The organism is Pseudomonas sp. CAU 1711 (assembly GCF_039888625.1).
GTDB lineage: Bacteria > Pseudomonadota > Gammaproteobacteria > Pseudomonadales > Pseudomonadaceae > Aquipseudomonas.
This window is the reverse complement of the sequence record NZ_JBDQQT010000002.1, coordinates 214,739-232,270: the sequence shown is the minus strand read 5'-3', so window position 1 is coordinate 232,270 and position 17,532 is coordinate 214,739. Positions and strand designations below refer to the sequence as shown.

General features: G+C 68.3%; 7 protein-coding genes. 4 read left to right on the top strand and 3 right to left on the bottom strand.

Annotated elements, in window-relative coordinates; translation table 11 throughout:
* Positions 1-62: 62 nt before the first annotated feature.
* From AAFN46_RS03145 to AAFN46_RS03135, 3 genes are read right to left on the bottom strand one after another with little or no spacing between them, the layout of a single operon-like run.
* Positions 63-455: a hypothetical protein gene (locus AAFN46_RS03145; protein WP_347807238.1), complete on the bottom strand. Its 393-nt coding sequence runs from the start codon at positions 453-455 to the stop codon at positions 63-65.
* 10 nt (positions 456-465) lie between these two features.
* A complete protein-coding gene (locus AAFN46_RS03140) occupies positions 466-1,377 on the bottom strand; it encodes a sulfotransferase (protein ID WP_347807237.1) in 912 nt (303 codons plus the stop codon).
* Positions 1,374-2,213, bottom strand: coding sequence for a sulfatase-like hydrolase/transferase (locus tag AAFN46_RS03135; protein ID WP_347807236.1), 840 nt, complete (start codon positions 2,211-2,213; stop codon positions 1,374-1,376). The genes AAFN46_RS03140 and AAFN46_RS03135 overlap by 4 nt, the downstream gene beginning before the upstream one ends.
* Before the next feature lie 751 nt (positions 2,214-2,964).
* Between AAFN46_RS03135 and AAFN46_RS03130 the strand changes: the two genes are divergently transcribed.
* Genes AAFN46_RS03130 through AAFN46_RS03115 form a run of 4 tightly spaced genes read left to right on the top strand, consistent with a single transcriptional unit; the run spans position 2,965 to position 17,531 of the window.
* Entirely contained in the window at positions 2,965-11,037 is an 8,073-nt protein-coding gene (locus tag AAFN46_RS03130; RefSeq protein ID WP_347807235.1) for an SDR family NAD(P)-dependent oxidoreductase, read from the top strand.
* On the top strand, positions 11,037-15,635 hold the full coding sequence (locus AAFN46_RS03125) for a beta-ketoacyl synthase N-terminal-like domain-containing protein (RefSeq protein ID WP_347807234.1): 4,599 nt from the start codon (positions 11,037-11,039) through the stop codon (positions 15,633-15,635). The genes AAFN46_RS03130 and AAFN46_RS03125 overlap by 1 nt, the downstream gene beginning before the upstream one ends.
* Entirely contained in the window at positions 15,628-15,924 is a 297-nt protein-coding gene (locus AAFN46_RS03120) for a hypothetical protein (protein WP_347807233.1), read from the top strand. Before AAFN46_RS03125 ends, AAFN46_RS03120 begins: the two co-directional genes overlap by 8 nt.
* The gene (locus AAFN46_RS03115; RefSeq protein WP_347807232.1) at positions 15,921-17,531 is read left to right on the top strand and encodes an alkaline phosphatase family protein; all 1,611 of its coding nucleotides are present in this window, start codon (positions 15,921-15,923) and stop codon (positions 17,529-17,531) included. The genes AAFN46_RS03120 and AAFN46_RS03115 overlap by 4 nt, the downstream gene beginning before the upstream one ends.
* The last annotated feature ends 1 nt before the right edge of the window (position 17,532 follow it).

The following is a 17,532-nucleotide window of genomic DNA, read 5'->3' as shown; positions in this document are numbered from 1 at the left end:
CTCGGCTCGCGAGTAGGCTTAGAGCCAGCGCAATCATGAGGGTTGGACGCATGACGTTCTCCTTAACGATCTTCTTCCGCCTGCTGGATGCTGGCCACGTCCATGGCCGCATCTTCCAGTTCCTGGACTATGCCGAGGTCGCTGCGCAGCTCTATCAGTACCGCTTCCATCCACTGGATGTCGGTCTCGATCTTCTGCCGGAAGCGCACGATCTCCTTGAGGCTGAGGTTTTCCGAGGGGCGCCCCTGGCCGTCGAACAGTAGGCGCACGCTGGCGGCTATCTCTCGATTGCCGCTGAGGTGGGAAAGTTCCCGGTCCAGGTAGTGGCGTACCCGCCGAGCCTGCACCCGCTTCTGCAAGTCGTCGCGCAGTATCTGCAGATGCGGTGGCAGCTCGGGCAGTTCGTCCAGCGAGCTGGGATTGCTGATGTTGCCGATACGGGGGCGGGTTGGCATGACAGGTCGCTCAGTGGGTGTAGCCGAACTCCAGCGCCATATGCTGGACCTCCGGACGCAGGGCGGCGCCGTCCGGGCGCCAGGGCAGGGGTGCGCGCAGCGACGGTTGCTTGGGTATGTGCGGTTCGAACACCGGATTGCGCAGGAAGTTGGGATCGTTACCGAACAGCGCGTTGAGCGGGCCGACTCTGGAGAAGGGCGACAGCTCCGGATGCAGCATGTCCTCCAGTGCCTCTATGTCGTCGCGCAGGCCCAGCCAACGGCAGATGCGCGCCAGCTCGGTCAGCGGGTCGCTCATCACGTCCTCGCCGCGCACGTGCAGCTTCTGTTTCTGCGGAACCTTCTCCAGCAGCTCCATGATGTTGAGGTTGATGTCGTGCCAGGCGATTTGCGGGTCGACTATCGCCTCGTTGCCACTGTAGTCGATGGAATTCACCGACAGCGCATAGTTGCCTTCCTGTATCTGCATCACCGAGTTGCCCTGATTGATCGGGTGGCGGGTCAGGTGCATGAAGAAGGCGTTTGGATAGGCCGCGTAGATCCGCTCCAGGTAGATCGGGCTGACCACGTGGGCGGGGCTCTTGTCGATGGCCATCAGCGGCGCCACGGCGGTGGCCAGCTCGCGGAACACCTCCATGCCGCTGCGATTCTGTCGCGCGGCGACCCAGTGATTGGCCATGGTGATGGCGTTGCTGCTCTGCTCGCCGGCAAAGATCTCCGCCACCGCGCGCAGGATGCCGTGGCGCTGGAACCTGACGAAGGCGGTCTTGCCCTTGCCGTCCTGCCACATTTCGATCAGCCGCTCGACGGTGAACAGGTTCAGCTCCGGCAGGCCATAGGTCTGCGGATGCTGGCCCAGCATGCCGGCGATCAGCGAGGTGTAGGAGCGCGGCAGGGCGAGGATGAACAGCGGCTGGGTCATCGAGCCTTGTCCGCGTAGCCTTCGACGAAGGGCACCTCGAAGCACTTCTCGTGCATGATCGGGCCATGGCCGAAATAGCCGTCTTCGCCGAACAGCTCGCCATGGTCGGCGGTGATGATGAACCAGGTGTTTTCCGGTGCCTTCTCCATCAGCTTGCCGATCAGCCCGTCGACGTACTCCACGCAGCGAATCTGCTGCTGGCGCAGCGCCTCCATCTGCGCCATATCGAAGAACGCGTCGCTGTCCGCCGCGTTGTGCTGGGCCTCGCCGCCCAGGCTCTTGAACACCCCGTGCACGCCGGAAATGCGTGGCAGGTTCTCGTCCTTGAGCATGTAGGGGTAGTGGGTCTCGCCCAGGTTGAGGAAGTAGTAGTGCGGTTCGTCCTCGGGGAAGGTCATCTCCTCGACCATGCCGGCGAAGTCGTTGTGGTTGCCCATCAGCTTGTAGTCGTCGAAGTGCTGGTTGATCGCGGTCTGCTGGTTGAGCACCGGCATCGACACCCGGGCCACGGTGCGGTAGCCCAGTTGGCCGAGCACCTTGGGCAGCGACAGCTCGGGAATGAAGTCGCGGAACGACACATCGGCGATGCCGGTGCGCTGCACCCACTGGACGAATTCCTCCTTGTACACCTCCGAGGCATACACCTCGCGCGGCGTGCTGTGCGGCAGCATGCCCATGGTGAAGGCGTAGTGCGAGGGCGCCGTCCAGGAGGCATAGGAGTAGCGCTTCTCCACCTGGCCGACGCGTTCGATGTTCGGCGTGCTGGCTGCCACGCAGGAGTCGTAGCGGCAGCTGTCCATGATGATGAAGACGATGTGGTTGATGGGCGCACTCATGGGGTTGTCCTCTCGGGGGCGAAGGATGGGAGGGTGTTCCTGACGGGGCGCAGGGAGAGGGCCGGGACGGAGGCGTGGCGATGCGATGAGGTATCCATACCTGACGAGCTCCTTGTGCGAGTCATGTCATCGGGATGCAGGTGCAAGGCTGCATCAAACGTGCCGTTATGGCGCGCGGGACAGTTTCTCGGTTGAGGTCTGCGGCGACCCCCTCCCCGAGGGTCGCGTCATTATTGTTCTAATGTGCGATGTTATTTTGACAAAACGGAATAGTGCTACAACCTTTGTCTGTGTTTTTGACACTATCGACCAAATGCTGGTAAATAGCCAGCAGATGAGTTTCTGCATCCCTGTGGTGCGGCTTGCACTGTACCGGTTCAGATGAACGGTAATTTATAAAAACTAGAACATGTACTCGTTCACATTCGTCATTCTGCTGTCATGCCCCGCTGTTTGAGTGGCGGGGTACTGACCATGGCATTTGTGCGGGTTTGCAATGGATTGCGGTGGGGACAGTCGAGTTTTCAATGCGCTCGCTCGAGCTTTGCTCGCTTCTTGCATTCGATCTCAACCGTTCAGTAGTCGCTGCTAGCTAATCGGCCTCCGGCGCGCGGACATCCGCCGCATGGGGATTCTTTGGCCTCAGAAAGAGCTACGAATCATGCACGGCGCAGATCTCCACAAGCTTTTGCTCTCTCCCGTCGGTCTCGGTCATCCCGCGCTGGCGATTTCCGCCTCCCGGGCCGGTGGCATGGGTGTGCTGGATCTGGAGCTGAGTGCAGGCTCACCCATCGATCAGCTGGAGTTGCTGGCCCGTCATGCCGGCGCGGCGGGCTTCGGCGTGCGCCTGGGTGGGTTCGATGCGGCGCTCGCCGCGCACCTCACGGAGTATCTCGGCCAGGGCCTGCGACTGCTGGTGATCGGTCGCGAGCAGTGGGGCGAGTGGCAGGACTGGCTGGCCGCTGCGCGCGAGTCCGGCGCGACCCTGCTGCTCGAATTGAGCGATAACGATCCTCTCGATCCGGCCATCGCCGCCTGCATCGACGGTCTGCTGCTCAAGGGTCATGAGGCCGCCGGCTTCGTCGGCGAGAGCAGCGCCTTCATTCTCGTCCAGCACTGGCGCGCGGCCAGCGAGCTGCCGCTGTACCTGCGTGGCGGTATCACCCCGCACAGCGCAGCGGCCGCGGCCCTGGCCGGCTGCGCCGGGGTAGCGCTGGACAGCCAGGTGCTGCTGCTGCAGGAGTCGCCGCTGGCCGCCGAGTTGCAGCCGCACCTGCGCAGCCTGTCCGGCAGCGAGACGGTGGCCGCCGGCAATGGCGAGCACGGCCGCTACTGCCGGATTCTTTCGCGTCCCGGCTTCGCCAGGGCCAAGGCCTTCGTCGCCGAGGCCGAGAGCCTCACGCCCGCGCAGATGCGCGAACGCCTGCTGGCCGAGGTGGAGTGGCGCAACCCGCCCGCCGGCCTGCTGCCGTTGGGCCAGGACGTGGCCTTCGCCGCCGCCTGGCGGCAGCGGTACGGCAGCGTCGCCCAGCTGTTCCAGGCCATCGACGCGGCCGTGCGGCACAACCCGCGGCTCGCCCTCAATGCCCGTGCCCTGCGTGGCGAGCGAGCGCCGCTGGCCGAGGCTCTGGGCCTCGCCCTGCCGCTGGTGCAGGGGCCGATGAGCCGGGTCTCGGACAAGGCCGAGTTCGCCGCCGCGGTGGCCGAGGGTGGGGCATTGCCGATGCTGGCCCTGGCCCTGCTCAAGGGCGAGCCGTTGGCCGGCCTGCTGGAGAAAACCGCTGAGTTGTTGGCCGGCCGCCCCTGGGGTATCGGGCTGCTCGGCTTTGCCCCGCAGAGCCTGCTGGACGAGCAGATCGCCGCGGCCAAGCCGCACCGGCCCAACTACGCCATCATCGCCGGCGGCCGCCCGGACCAGGCGGTGCGCCTGGAGCAGTCGGGCATTCCGTCCTTCCTCCATGTGCCCTCGTCCAATCTGATTCCGATGTTCCTCAAGGAAGGCGCGCGACGCTTCATCTTCGAGGGCCGCGAATGCGGTGGGCATGTCGGTCCGCTGAGCAGCTTCGTGCTGTGGAGCAGCATGATCGACCGCCTGCTGGAGGAGATCGCCCAGGGCGTGGCGGGTGAGGAAGTCCAAGTGCTGTTCGCCGGCGGCATCCACGATGCGCGCTCCTCGGCCATGGTCCAGGCCATGGTCGCGCCGTTGCTGGCCAGGGGCGTCAGGGTTGGCCTGCTGATGGGTAGCGCTTACCTGTTCACCCGCGAGATAGTCGAGGCCGGCGCCATAGTCGAGACCTTCCAGCAACAGGCCATCGACTGCGCGCGCACGGTCAACCTGGAGTCCGGTACCGGCCATGCCAGCCGCTGCGCCTACACGCCCTTCGCCGCCGCCTTCTTCGCCCGCCGCCACGAGCTCAAGCAGCAGGCGGTGCCGGCCGACGAGGCCCGCGAACAGCTCGATGACCTGATCCTCGGTCGCCTGCGTCTGGCTTCCAAAGGCAGCATGCGGGTCGGCGAGGAGGGTGCGCTGAAGGAATTCGCCGCCGCCGAGCAGGTGGCCGACGGCATGTACATGATCGGTCAGGTCGCCACCCTGCGTGACGCCATCACCGACGTCGCCAGCCTGCACCGCAGCGTCACCGAGGACTCCCTGGCCCTGCTCGAACAGTACCAGCAGGAGCAGCTGGAAGTGGCGGTCGAGCCGGGCGCGCCGGCCGATATCGCCATCATCGGCATGGGCGCTATCCTGCCCGGCGCCAATACCACCCGTGAGTACTGGCAGAACATCCTGACCAAGGTCGACGCGATCACCGAGATTCCCTCGCATCGCTGGGACTGGCGCCTGTACTTCGACGACAATCGCCATGCGCCGGACAAGATCTACTCGCGCTGGGGCGGCTTCCTCGACGACCTGGTGTTCGATCCGACCCGCTACGGCATGCCGCCCAAGTCCATCGAGTCGGTCGATCCGATGCAGCTGATGGCTCTGGACATCGCCCGCCAGACCTTGGCCGACGCCGGCTACGAGCGGCGCGACTTCAACCGCGAGAAGGCCTCGGTGATCATCGGCGCCAGCGGCGGCGCGGGCGACGTCGGCATGCAGTACGGCCTGCGCTCCGAGTTGCCGCGCTTCTCCGGCGAGCTGCCGGGCGAGATCGCCGGGCGCCTGCCGCAATGGACCGAGGACACCTTCGCCGGCATCCTGATCAACGTGATGGCCGGGCGCATCGCCAATCGCCTCGACTTCGGCGGAGTCAACTTCGCCACCGACGCGGCCTGCGCCTCGTCCCTCGCCGCGGTCTACCAGGGCATCAACGAGCTGCTCTCCGGGCGCAGCGACTTGGTCATCGCCGGCGGCGTGGATACCGTGCAGGGCCCGTTCGGCTACCTGTGTTTCAGCAAGACCCAGGCCCTGTCGCCGCGCGGACGCTGCCGCACTTTCGACGAGTCGGCCGACGGTATCGTGATTTCCGAGGGCATCGCCATGCTGGCGCTCAAGCGCCTGAGCGATGCCGAGCGCGACGGCGACCGGGTCTACGCGGTGATCAAGGGCATGGCCGGCAGCAGCGACGGCAAGGCCAAGGGCCTCACCGCGCCGCTGCCTGCCGGCCAGTTACGGGCCATGCGCCGCGCTTACCAGCAGGCCGGTTTCGGTCCAGACAGCGTCGGCCTGTTCGAGGCCCATGGCACTGGCACGGTGGCCGGCGACACCGCCGAGCTGGACAGCACCACCGCGCTGCTGCGCGAGGCCGGCAGCCGTCCGGCCCAGGCGGTGGTCGGCTCGGTGAAAACCATGATCGGCCACACCAAGGCCACCGCCGGCGTCGCCGGCATGATCAAGGCGGCGCTGGCCCTGCACCACCGAGTGCTGCCGCCGCACCTGGGCGTGCAGTCGCCCAACCCCGTGCTGAAGCAGGACGACAGTCCGCTCTGCCTGCTCGACGAGGCGCAGCCCTGGCTGGCCAGGGCCGGCCTGCCGCGCCGCGCCGCGGTCAGCGCCTTCGGCTTCGGTGGCACCAATTTTCACGCGGTGCTGGAGGAGTATGCCGGCGAATATCGCCCCTGGCTGGCCCAGGGCACCCGCGATGCCTGGAGCGCCGAGCTGCTGTTGTGGCGCGCTCCTAGCCGCGAGCAGCTGCGCAGCCAGGTGGCCCAGTTGCAGGCGCAACTGGGCGCGCCGGGGCGGGTGGCGCTGCGCGATATCGCCTGCTACCTGACCGACAATCTCGGCCAGGGCGAACACAGCCTGGCGCTGGTGGTCGGCAGCCTCGACGATCTGGCCGACAAGCTGGCCAAGGCCCTGCAATGCCTGGCCGGCGAGGCGTCGCTCGATCCCGCCATCGTGCTCGGCGACAGCCGCGTCGAGCCGGGCCAGGTGGCCCTGCTGTTCCCCGGGCAGGGCTCGCAGCACATCAACATGCTGCGCGAGCTGGCAGTGCTGTTCCCGGTCGTCGCCGACACCCTGGCCGAGGCCGACGCGTTGCTGGCGGCCGGCACCGAGCGTTTCGCCCAGAAACCGCTGAGCCAGTTCATTCATCCGCGTGCCTGCTATGACGAGGCCGCCAGGCAGATCGCGAGTGCGGCGCTGACCAGCACCGACGTGGCGCAGCCGGCCCTCGGCGCGGTGGAGGCGGGCCTGCTGCGCCTGCTCGGCGAGCTGGGCATCGCCGGCGACATGCTCGCCGGCCACAGCTATGGCGAGTTCGTCGCCCTGTTCGCCGCCGGGCAGATCGACTTCGCCGGCCTGATGAGTCTGTCCGAGGCGCGCGGACGCTTCATCGTCGAGGCCGCCGCCAGCGCCGGAAGCGAGCTGGGCGGCATGGCCATGGTGCAGGCGCCGCGCGAGCAGGTGGAGCAGGCCATCGCCGCCATCCCGCAGTTGCTGGTGGCCAACCACAATGCGCCGCAGCAGAGCATTATCAGCGGGTCGTCTGCCGGCATTGCCCAGGCCCTGGAGGCGTTGCAGCGAGCCGGCGTGAACGCCAGTTCGATTCCGGTGGCCGCCGCCTTCCATTCGCCTTTCGTCGCTCCGGCCCAGGGCCAGCTGGCCGCCGCCATCGCCGCCACGCCCTGGCGGGCCGGGCGCCTGCCGGTCTACTCCAACGCCAGCGCCGCCCTGCATGCCGCCGAGCCGGCCGAGGTCCAGCGAGCCATGGCCGAGCATCTGGTCCGGCCGGTGGAGTTCGTCAAGCAGATCGAGGCCATGCACGCCGCCGGCGCGCGGGTGTTTATCGAGGTCGGCCCCAAGGCCGTGCTCAGTCGCCTGGTCGCGCGCATCCTCGAAGGCAGGCCACACCAGGCCGTGGCCCTGGACGAGCGCGCCGGCGGCCTGGCCAGCCTGCTGCTGGCACTGGCCCGCCTGCACGGCATCGGCGTGGCCTTCCAGCCCCGCCGCCTGTTCGCCGGGCGCGCCTGCCAGGCCAGCGCCAATGGCCGCCTCGACGGCCTGTGGCGCGACGCCAGCCTGCCCAGGCAGGCCTGGCTGCTCAATGGCAGCGGCGCGCGTCGTGCCAGCGAGGCACCGCGACAGATCGGCGTGCTGCAGGGCGACGTGCTGTCCCCCGCAGCCGCCCGACCCGATGTGCACCCGGTGGTGGTGCCGCTCAAGCGCAATCCCGCAACCCCGCCCCACAGCGCAGCCCCGGCTGCCCCGCGACACAAGGAGAGGCTGGTCATGTCCGACCCCACGGCAATCCAAGGTGACGAGATGTCATCGGTGATGGCGGAATACTTCGCCACCATGCGCCAGTTCCTGGAGACCCAGGAGCGGGTGATCAACAGCTTTATGGCCGGCGGCGGCATGCCAAGCGCTGTGCCGCGCCTGCCGGCCATGCCTGCTGCCACCCCGGCGTCGCGCCGACCGGTTGCCGCCGTCCCGGTCGCACGGGTGGCCCCGGCCCCCGTTGCGCCTCCTGCTGCCGCTCCGCTTCCGCTCGCCGCCGCCGCTGCACCCGCGCCGGCAGCCGCCGCGCCAGTCGCCGCGCCGGCTCCTGCGCCGGCGGCGCAGATGGATGGCGGCAAGATCAAGGATATCCTGCTGTCCATTGTCGAGGAGCGCACCGGCTACCCGAGCGACATGGTCGGCCTGGAGCAGAATCTGGAGGCCGACCTCGGCATCGACTCGATCAAGCGCGTGGAAATCGTCGGTGCCCTGCTGCAGACCCTGCCGCCGGCCTATGGCAGTGCCCTGGGCGAGGCTCGTAGCCAGCTCAACACCCGGGCAACCCTGGCCGACATGCTGAAGATGCTCGAGGGGCTGGATGTCGGCGAGGCCGCCATCCCTTTTGAGTCCGCCGAGGCGAGCCCGAAGACTGAGCCGGTCGCGGCCAGCCACTCGCCTCGGCACATAGTGGTACCCGAGGAAGAGGCCATCCCCGAGCAGGCCTTGCGCCAGTTCGAGCCGGGTTATTTCATCCTCACCGCCGACGCCCATGGCCTGGCCCTGCGTCTGCAGGAGTGGCTGGAACAACGCGGCTGTAGCGTATCCCTGCTGAGCCCAGGGCTGCTGGCCGACGAGGCGGCGCTCAATGCCTGGTGCCGCGAGACGGCGGCCAACCCGGACAAGCAGGTCGCCGGCGTCATCCACCTGGCCGCCCTGGGCGCCCATGCGCTGCCGCCCGATGCCGGCAGCGAGGCCTGGCGCCGCGAGCTGCTGGTCAACGAGAAGTCGCTGTACCTGATCCTCCATGCGCTGGCCGCGCAGCTGCGCAGCGATGCCCATGTCATGGCGCTCAGCGCCCTCGGCGGCCTGTTCGCCCGTGGCCTCGATGAGCGGCGCCAGGCCCTGAGCCTGCAGGGCGGCGGCAGCGGCCTGATCAAGTCGCTGCGCGAGGAGCGCCCGAGCCTGCGCACCCGCGCCATCGACCTGGATCCGGCGCTCGGCGATGCCGAGCAGCTGGCCATCATCACCGCCGAGCTGCAGCTGGTCGGCGGGCGCCAGGAGGTCGGCTATCCGGCCGGCCGCCGCACGGTGTTCCGCACCCAGGCCGACGAGGTGGCCGCCGAGGACCTGCTGCCGTCGCTGCAGAACGCCGTGGTGTTGGCCACCGGTGGCGCCCGTGGCATCACCGCCGAGGTGCTGCGCGAGATCGCCGCGCCGGGCACCGTGCTGGTGCTGACCGGACGCAGCCCGCTGCGGGAGGAGGGCGCCGACACCGCGGCGTTCGAGGACGAGGAGCAGCTGCGTCAGTACTTCATCGGCGAGGTGCGCGCCGGTCGCCTCAAGCTGACCCCGGCCGAGATGCAGAAGCGCATCGCCGCCTTGATCGGCCTGCGCGAGATGCATGGCAATATCGCCGACCTGCGCGGCCGTGGCGCCACGGTCGAATACCTGGCGGTGGACGTCACCGACGAGGCGGCCCTGGCGGCCGCCATCGCCGGCATCCGCCAGCGCCACGGCAAGCTCAGCGGGGTAGTGCACGGCGCCGGGGTGATCGAGGACAAGCTGCTGCAGGACAAGACTCCCGACAGCTGGATGCGCGTGGTCGGCACCAAGGTGCTGGGCATGCTGCTGCTGCAGAAGCTGGTGCGCGTCGAGGAGCTGGAGTTCTTCTGCGTGTTCAGCTCGGTGGCCGGACGCTACGGCAACAGCGGCCAGCTCGACTACGCCACCGCCAACGAGCTGATGAGTCGCCTGTGCTGCCAGTTGCAGCGCCTGTGGGGCGACAAGATAAAGCTGTTGTCGCTGAACTGGGGCCCCTGGGGGCCGACCCTGTTCGGCGCCGGCATGGTCACCAGCGAAACCGAGAAGAAGTTCGCCGACAAGGGCGTGGCCCTGGTCGGCGCCGCCCAGGGCCGCCGCCTGTTCGCCGAGGCCCTGCGCCTGAAGGCCGGTCACGCGGTGGAAGTGGTGGCCGGCGATGGCCCCTGGGAGCGCCATGAGGCGGAAGTCGGCCGCTGCCAGGAAGACGCCGGCGACACTCCGCCGGCCGCCCGCCAGCCACTGCTGACCCAGTGTCGCATCGAGGATGGCGACAAGGGCACCCAGGTTCTGCACTTCAGTCTGGATGCGAGCCATGGCTATCTGCAGGAGCACTGCATCGACGGCATCCCGGTGCTGCCGGCGGCCGTGGCCCTGGAGATCATCGCCGAGGCCGCCACCCTGATGTGGCCGGGCTGGATGGTCGCGGAAGTGGCCGAGCTGCGCCTGCTCAAGGGCGTGCAGCTGAGCGAGCCGACCCAGGCCCTGTCGTTGCTGATCAACCCGCCGACCTATGCCAGCAGCGAGGGCTTCGACGCCAGCATCAGCATCCGCTCCGGCAGCGGCCAGCAGCAGCGCCTGCACTATCGCGCCGCGGTGAGGATGGCCCAGCGGCTGCCCGAGGCGCCGCGCCACCAGGCCGGCGAATACCGCGAGCGCCAGCTGCCGGTGGCCAAGGCCTATCAGGAGTGGCTGTTCCACGGCCCGCGCTTCCAGGTCATCCGCGGCATCGGCGGCCTGTCCAGCCAGGGCGCGGCGGCGCTGATGTGCCCCAGCTCGCCGCAGCAATGGCTGGCCGGTGGCCACGCCGAACAGCAGTGGATCATCGACCCTGCGGTGCTCGATGCCGCGCCGCAGATGGCCCTGCTCTGGGCCCGCACCTTCCACGACGGCTCGGCGCTGCCGGCCCAGTTCGGCCGGGTGGTGCGCTACGTCGAGCGCCTGCCCGAGCGCTTCCACATGGATTTCCAGTGCCTGCCCGGCGCGGCGCAGCAGGTGCGCGCCAACGTGTTCTTCAGCGACGACCAGGGCCGCCTGCTGCTGCTGATCGAAGACCTGCAATGCATAGTCGACGCGCGCCTCAATCGTTTGGGCGGCACCCACCTGCGCAAGGAAACCGAGTGATGAGCAACGCGCCGATCGCCATCATCGGCATGGCCTGCATCTTCCCGCAGGCCCCTGACCTGGCCGGCTTCTGGCGCAATATCCTGGCCGGCACCGACGCGGTGGGCGAGCCCCTGCCCGAATGGGAGGCGCAGCGTTACCTGGACTCGGGGCGCATCAACACCCAGCACGGCGGCTACCTGAACGACCTGTACCGTTTCGATCCGCGCGAGTTCGGCATCATGCCCAACTCGGTGGATGGCGGCGAGCCGGACCAGTTCCTCGCCCTCAAGGTGGCCTTCGACGCCCTGCGCGACGCCGGCTATGCGGGCGACGGCTGTGATCACCGCGACACCGGCATCATCCTCGGCCACAGCACCTATCTGCATCGCGGCCAGGTCAGCCATATCCAGAACCATATCGTTCTCGACCAGACCCTGGAGCTGCTCAAGGCCGCCCAGCCGAGCCTGAGCGAAAACGACCTGGCGCGCCTGCGCACGGCGCTGCAGCAGCAGCTGCCGCCGTCCAACACCGACATCGCCCCGGGCCTGGTGCCCAATGTGATGACCGGGCGCATCGCCAATCGGCTCAATCTCAAGGGGCCGAACTACATAGTCGACGCCGCCTGCTCGTCGTCGCTGCTGGCGGTCAACGCAGCCATGGACGAACTGCGCAGCGGACGCAGCCGCCTGATGATCGCCGGCGGGGTGAATGCCTCGCTGCCGGCCGAGGTGTCGGTGATCTTCACCCAGCTCGGCGCCTTGAGCGGGCGCGGCAAGGTGCGCCCGTTCGAGCAGGGCAGCGACGGCACCCTGCTCGGCGAGGGCCTGGGCATGGTGGTGCTCAAGCGTCTGGACGACGCGCTGGCCGACGGCGACCGCATCTATGCCGTGCTGCGCGGCATCGGCCAGGCCAGCGACGGTCGCGGCACCGGCCTGCTGGCGCCGAGCGAGGAGGGCGAGGCCCTGTCGATCCGCCGCGCCTACGCGGGCAGCGGCGTCGACCCGGCCAGCATCTCCTTGGTCGAGGCCCACGGCACCGGCATCCCGCTCGGCGACAAGACCGAGATCGCCGCCCTGCGCAGCGTGCTCGGCGAGCGCCAGGGCCTGCTCGGCAGCGTGGCCATAGGCTCGGTCAAGTCGATGATCAGTCACTGTATTCCCGCCGCCGGCATCGCCGGCCTGATCAAGACCAGCCTGGCCCTGCATCACAAGGTCCTGCCGCCGACCCTGTGCGGCGCGGTCAACCCGGAGCTGGGCATCGGCGCCACGCCGCTCTACGTCAACACCGCCAGCCGGCCGTGGATCGCCAAGCCGCAGAACCCGCGGCGCGCCGGCATCAACTCGTTCGGCTTCGGCGGCATCAATACCCATGCGGTGCTGGAGGAGGCGCCGGCGTCCGCCCTGCGTCCGCCGAGCCTGTCCCGCCGCGACTGCGAGCTGTGCGTGTTCGCCGCCGACTGCGAGGCCGAACTGCTGGCCCAGCTGCAGCAGGTGCAGGTCTATATCGAGAACAACCCCGACGTGGCGCTGCTCGACCTGGCCGCCACCCTGGCCGCCCGCGACTGCGCCGACAAACCGCTGCGCCTGGCCGTGCTGGCCAGCGACGTGGCCGAGTTGGCGAAGAAGCTGCAGCAGGCGGCGAAGAAGATCGCCGAGGCCAAGAGCGAGCGCTGGATGACCCGCACCGGCATGGTCTTCAGCCGCCGGCCACTGCAGGGCAGGCTGGCCTTCCTGTTCCCCGGCGAGGGTTCGCAGTACCTGGGCATGCTGGCCGACCTGGCCGAGCATTTTCCCGAGGTACGCGAGTGGTTCGACTTCTGGCAGGGCCTGTACGACGAGCAGCCCGGCTCGACCCGCACCGATATCCTGTTCCCGCCGGCCAGCGAGCTGGACCAGGCGCTGCGCCAGCGCCTGGAGGCGCGCCTGTTCGACATGGACGTCGGTTCCGAGGCGGTGTTCGTCGCCAGCCAGGCCCTGTTCAGCCTGCTCGGCGCCTTCGGCGTGGAGGCGGACGCCATGCTCGGCCATAGCACCGGCGAATCCTCGGCCCTGGCCGCCAGCGGCGCCATCGCCTTCGATGACAGGGAACAGCTGGCCGGCTTTATCCGCGAGTTGAACCAGGTCTACCGTGGCGTGCTGGACGGCGGCGGCATCGCCACCGGCGGGCTGCTGACTGTCGGCGCGCTGAAGCGCGAGCAGGTCGAGCGGCATATCGGCGCCTGCGCCGAGCCGGTGGCGGTGGCCATGGATAACTGCCAGAACCAGCTGGTGCTGTTTTCCGGCCGCGCCACCATCGACGGCCTGCTCAAGAGCCTGAGCGAGGAGGGCGGCATCTGCTCGATCCTGCCGTTCGATCGTGCCTACCACACGCCGCTGTTCGCCGTGGTGACCACGGCCTTCCACCAGTATTACCGCCAGGTCGGTCTGCGGGCGCCGAAGACGCCGCTGTATTCCTGCGCCAGCGCCGAGTTGTTCCCGGATGACGCCGCATCGGCCTGCGAGCTGGCGGCGGCACAGTGGTCGAACACAGTGCGCTTTCGCGAGACCGTCGCGCATATGCACCGCGACGGCGTGCGCTACTTCGTCGAGGTTGGCCCCTCGGGCAACCTGACCGGCTTCGTCAACGACATCCTCGGCGGCGAGCAGTACCTGGCCATCGCCTGCAACGCGCGCAAGCGCAGTGGCGTCGAGCAGCTGCTCAACCTGCTCGGTAGCCTGTTCGCCAATGGCAGGGCGGTGAACCTCGGTAGGCTGTATCGCGACAGCGACTGCCGCGTGCTCGACCTCGACCAGGCGTTGCCGCAGCCTCGGCGTGGCATGCCGATCAAGAACACCATGCCGGTGGTGCATGTGAACGCAGCGCTCGGCGAGCTGCTGCGCGAGCTGTTCCGGCCGTCCGCCGCCGCGCCCGTGCCTGCGGCGCAGCCGGCGCCTGGGCCGTTCGCACCGCTGCTGGTGGATGTCCAGCTGCAGGGTGAGCGGCTGACCGCGCAATGCCCGCTGTGGTCCAGCGACCGCTTCCTCGCCGATCATGTGCTGTCCGGACCTGCCTCCTACCACCAGCCCGAGCTGCAGGGCCTGGCCTGCGTGGCCATGATGGCCAGTCTGGAAATCATGGCCGAAGCCTGCGCCCTGCTGGCCGGCAGCACGGCGATCAACCTGATCGAGAACGTGCGCGCCCTCGACTGGGTGGCCTTGGATTGCGGCGAGCTGACCCTGCAGGTGCAGGCCGAGCGGGTCGCCGAACATCATTACCGGGCCGCACTGCACAACGCCGGCAACCCGGTGATGAGCGCCGAGTTCCGCTTCGCCGCGCCGCTAATCGGCACGCCCCTGGCCGAGCTGCAGGGCGGCGTCGGCTACCGCTGGCCGGATCACGAGCTGTACAGCACCGGCATGTTCCATGGCCCGCTGTTCCAGAGCATCGCCGGCATCCAGGCGTGGTCCGAGCAGGGTATCGACGCGCGGCTGGCTTCCTGCTCGACCCAGGGCTTCCTGCAGGACGGCGAGCCCTGCACGCTGGTGCTCAACCCGGTGCTGCTGGATGCCCTCGGCCAACTGGCCGCCTACTGGCTGGCGCAGCAGGTCGGCACCGACTTCAACAGCTTCCCTTCGCAGATCGCCCGCATCGAAATTCATGCACAACCGCCGGCCGATCTGTCCGGCGCCTGGCTGCGTGGCCGCCAGCGTCCGTTGGATGCGGCGCGCGACGGGCTGGATGCGCCGCGCACCTGGGCTTTCGACTGCCTGCACGAGGGACGCCTGCTGCTGCATGCCAGCGGTTTCGCCAACCTGTTCTTTCCGGTGCCCAATGCCTTCTACCAACTGCGTCGCGAGCCGCTGAACGGCTGGCTCGGCGCGCCGCTGGCCAGCGCCCTGCCGGAGGTGCTGCTGTGGCAGCTCACGCAGCTGCCCGAGGACTTCTGCAAGCAATCGGCAGCGATCTTCCTGCGCATCCTCGCCCACGCCGTGCTGGCGACAGATGAACGCGAGGAGTGGGAGGCCGTGCGCCACACCCGCCGCGCCCGCGAATGGCTGCACGGACGCCTGTGCCTGAAGGAGGCGACCCGTTACTTCATCTACCAGCAGACCGGCGAGCTGCTCTGCCCGGCGGACGTGATAGTTCGCCACGACACTCTGGGTGCGCCCCGGGTCGATGGCTGGTGGAACGGCCACTGGCTGGCCGCGCCGGCAGTCTCGCTGAGTCACGACCGCGACGGCTGCCTGGCCGCCCTGGTGGCCTTCGGCGCCGTGGGCGTGGATGCCGAGCGCCTGGACCGCCTGCAGCGCCCCGAGCTGGTGGCCGGCTCCTTCACCGCCCATGAGCAGCAGGTGCTGGCGGCGGTCGATGCGGCCTGGGGCGGCGAGCTGACCCTGCGCACCTGGTGCGCCAAGGAGGCGGCCGCCAAGTACCTGGGCTGCGGCCTGCGCGGCGCGCCGCAGGATTTCGAGGTGCATTTTGCCGAGAGCGGCGAGCGGGCCGAAGTGAGTTTCGCCGGAGACGCCAGCCTGGCGCCGGCGCGCGTGAGTGTGGTCTTCGCGGTGCAGGACGATCGCCTGATCGCCCTGGCCGGGGCCGAATTGCAAGTGACGGAATACGGAGTGGCCAATGGCTGAAAGCAAGAGCGCAATCGAGCAAACCCTGATCCATATCGTCGCCGACCTGACCCAGGACTGGGGCATCGAGCTGGACCAGCCGCTGAGCGCCGAGACCCGGCTGGTGGCGGAGATGGAGTTCGCCTCGGTCGACATCATCCAGCTGATTGTCGCCATCGAAGAGCACTACAACCGCCCGAAGATGGGCTTCCAGGATCTGCTGATGAACGACGGCAGTTACGTCGACGATCTTTCCATCGGCCAGCTGATCGATTTCGTCCACGAGAAACTCACAGGAGTGCCGGCATGACCACTCGTACCCTCTTCATCGGCATGGATGGCTGCACCTTCACCATCCTCGACGACCTCTGCGTGGAGAAGGACGGCCAACCGGCCGTGATGCCCTTCCTCGGCAGCATCATGGCCCGTGGTACCCGCGCCAAGCTGCGCTCGACGCCCAACCCGCTGACCCCGCCGGCCTGGGTCTCGCTGATGACCGGGCGCACCCCGGGCAACCATGGCCTGCTCGACTTCATCCGCGCCGAGGAGCGTGGCGAGGACGTGTTCTTCACCCTTTACGACTCGCGCGACAACCTGGCCGAGACCATCTGGTCGATCGCCAGCCGCCAGAAGCGCCGCGTCGCTGTGCTCAACCTGCCGTTCACCGCGCCGCCGCCCAAGGACCTCAACGGCTTCATGGTGCCGGGCTTCATCCCCTGGCGGCACCTGCGCCGCAATACCGTGCCGGCGGACTTCTACGACCGCCTCAAGCAGGACCTGCCCGGCTTCGATCCGAAGGAGCTGGCCTGGGACTTCGAGCAGGAGAAGCAGGCGGTCGACGACCTCAGCGACGAGGACCGCGAGAACTGGGTGCGCTACCACCTGCCGCGCGAGAAGCAGTGGTTCGAGATCGCCAAGTATCTGCTCAAGGAAGAGGCGCCGGAGCTGATGGCGGTGATGTTCGACGGTGTCGACAAGCTGCAGCACCAGGCCTGGCTGCACCTCGACCCGGCCCTGCAGCACGAGGGCGTCAGCGATTACCACAAGCGCATGCGCGCGCTGTGCCTGGACTACTTCCGCCAGCTCGACGGCTTCATCGAGGAGCTGGTGACCCTGGCCGGTCCCGACTGCCAGGTGTTCATGGCCTCCGACCACGGCTTCACCGCCACCACCGAGGTGGTGCGCATCAACGCCTGGCTGCACGAGAAGGGCTACCTGCACTGGAAGGATGTCGCCGACCCCGATTCCGAGGCCGCCAAGCGCCGCGAGGAGAGCATGTTCGCCAACCTCGACTGGGCCAGGACCACTGCCTACTGCCGTACGCCGTCGAGCAACGGCATCAACATCCGCGTGGCGCGCAACCCCGGCGAGAGCGGTATCAGGCCGGAGGACTACGAGCGCTTCCGCGAGCAGCTGATCCTCGATCTCAAGGCGCTCAAGGACCCGGTGAGCGGTGAAAGCATCATCGCCGAGATCCATCTGCGCGAGGAGGTGTTCGCCGGCCCGGCGATGCTGGACGCGCCGGACCTGCTGCTGGTGCTGCGCGACTTCGGTTTCGTCTCGATCAAGAACAAGCTGCCGATCGTCGAGCCGCGCGAGGAGCCGGCCGGCACCCACCACCCGGACGGCATCTTCATCGCCTGCGGCCCCGGCGTGCGCAAGGGCGTGCAGATCGAGCGCCGGCACATCTGCGACGTCGGCGCCACGCTGCTCTACAGCCAGGGCCTGGAGGTGCCCGGCGACTTCGAGGGCAAGGTGGCGGGCGACATGTTCATCAAGCCCTGGCTGAACCAGAACCCGATCCGCATCGGCGAGGCCACCCGCAGCGTGAGCAAGGACGCCAACGCCGAGGGCATGGCCGACGACGAGAAGGACAAGCTGATGGCGCAGCTGCAGATGCTCGGCTACATGGAGTAAG

Excerpts from the sequence above, each read along its gene's own strand:
- AAFN46_RS03145 (WP_347807238.1), bottom strand. The coding sequence starts at position 455 with ATGCCAACCCGCCCCCGTATCGGCAACATCAGCAATCCCAGCTCGCTG.
- AAFN46_RS03140 (WP_347807237.1), bottom strand. The coding sequence starts at position 1,377 with ATGACCCAGCCGCTGTTCATCCTCGCCCTGCCGCGCTCCTACACCTCG.
- AAFN46_RS03135 (WP_347807236.1), bottom strand. The coding sequence starts at position 2,213 with ATGAGTGCGCCCATCAACCACATCGTCTTCATCATCATGGACAGCTGC.
- AAFN46_RS03130 (WP_347807235.1), top strand. The coding sequence starts at position 2,965 with ATGGGTGTGCTGGATCTGGAGCTGAGTGCAGGCTCACCCATCGATCAG.
- AAFN46_RS03125 (WP_347807234.1), top strand. The coding sequence starts at position 11,037 with ATGAGCAACGCGCCGATCGCCATCATCGGCATGGCCTGCATCTTCCCG.
- AAFN46_RS03120 (WP_347807233.1), top strand. The coding sequence starts at position 15,628 with ATGGCTGAAAGCAAGAGCGCAATCGAGCAAACCCTGATCCATATCGTC.
- AAFN46_RS03115 (WP_347807232.1), top strand. The coding sequence starts at position 15,921 with ATGACCACTCGTACCCTCTTCATCGGCATGGATGGCTGCACCTTCACC.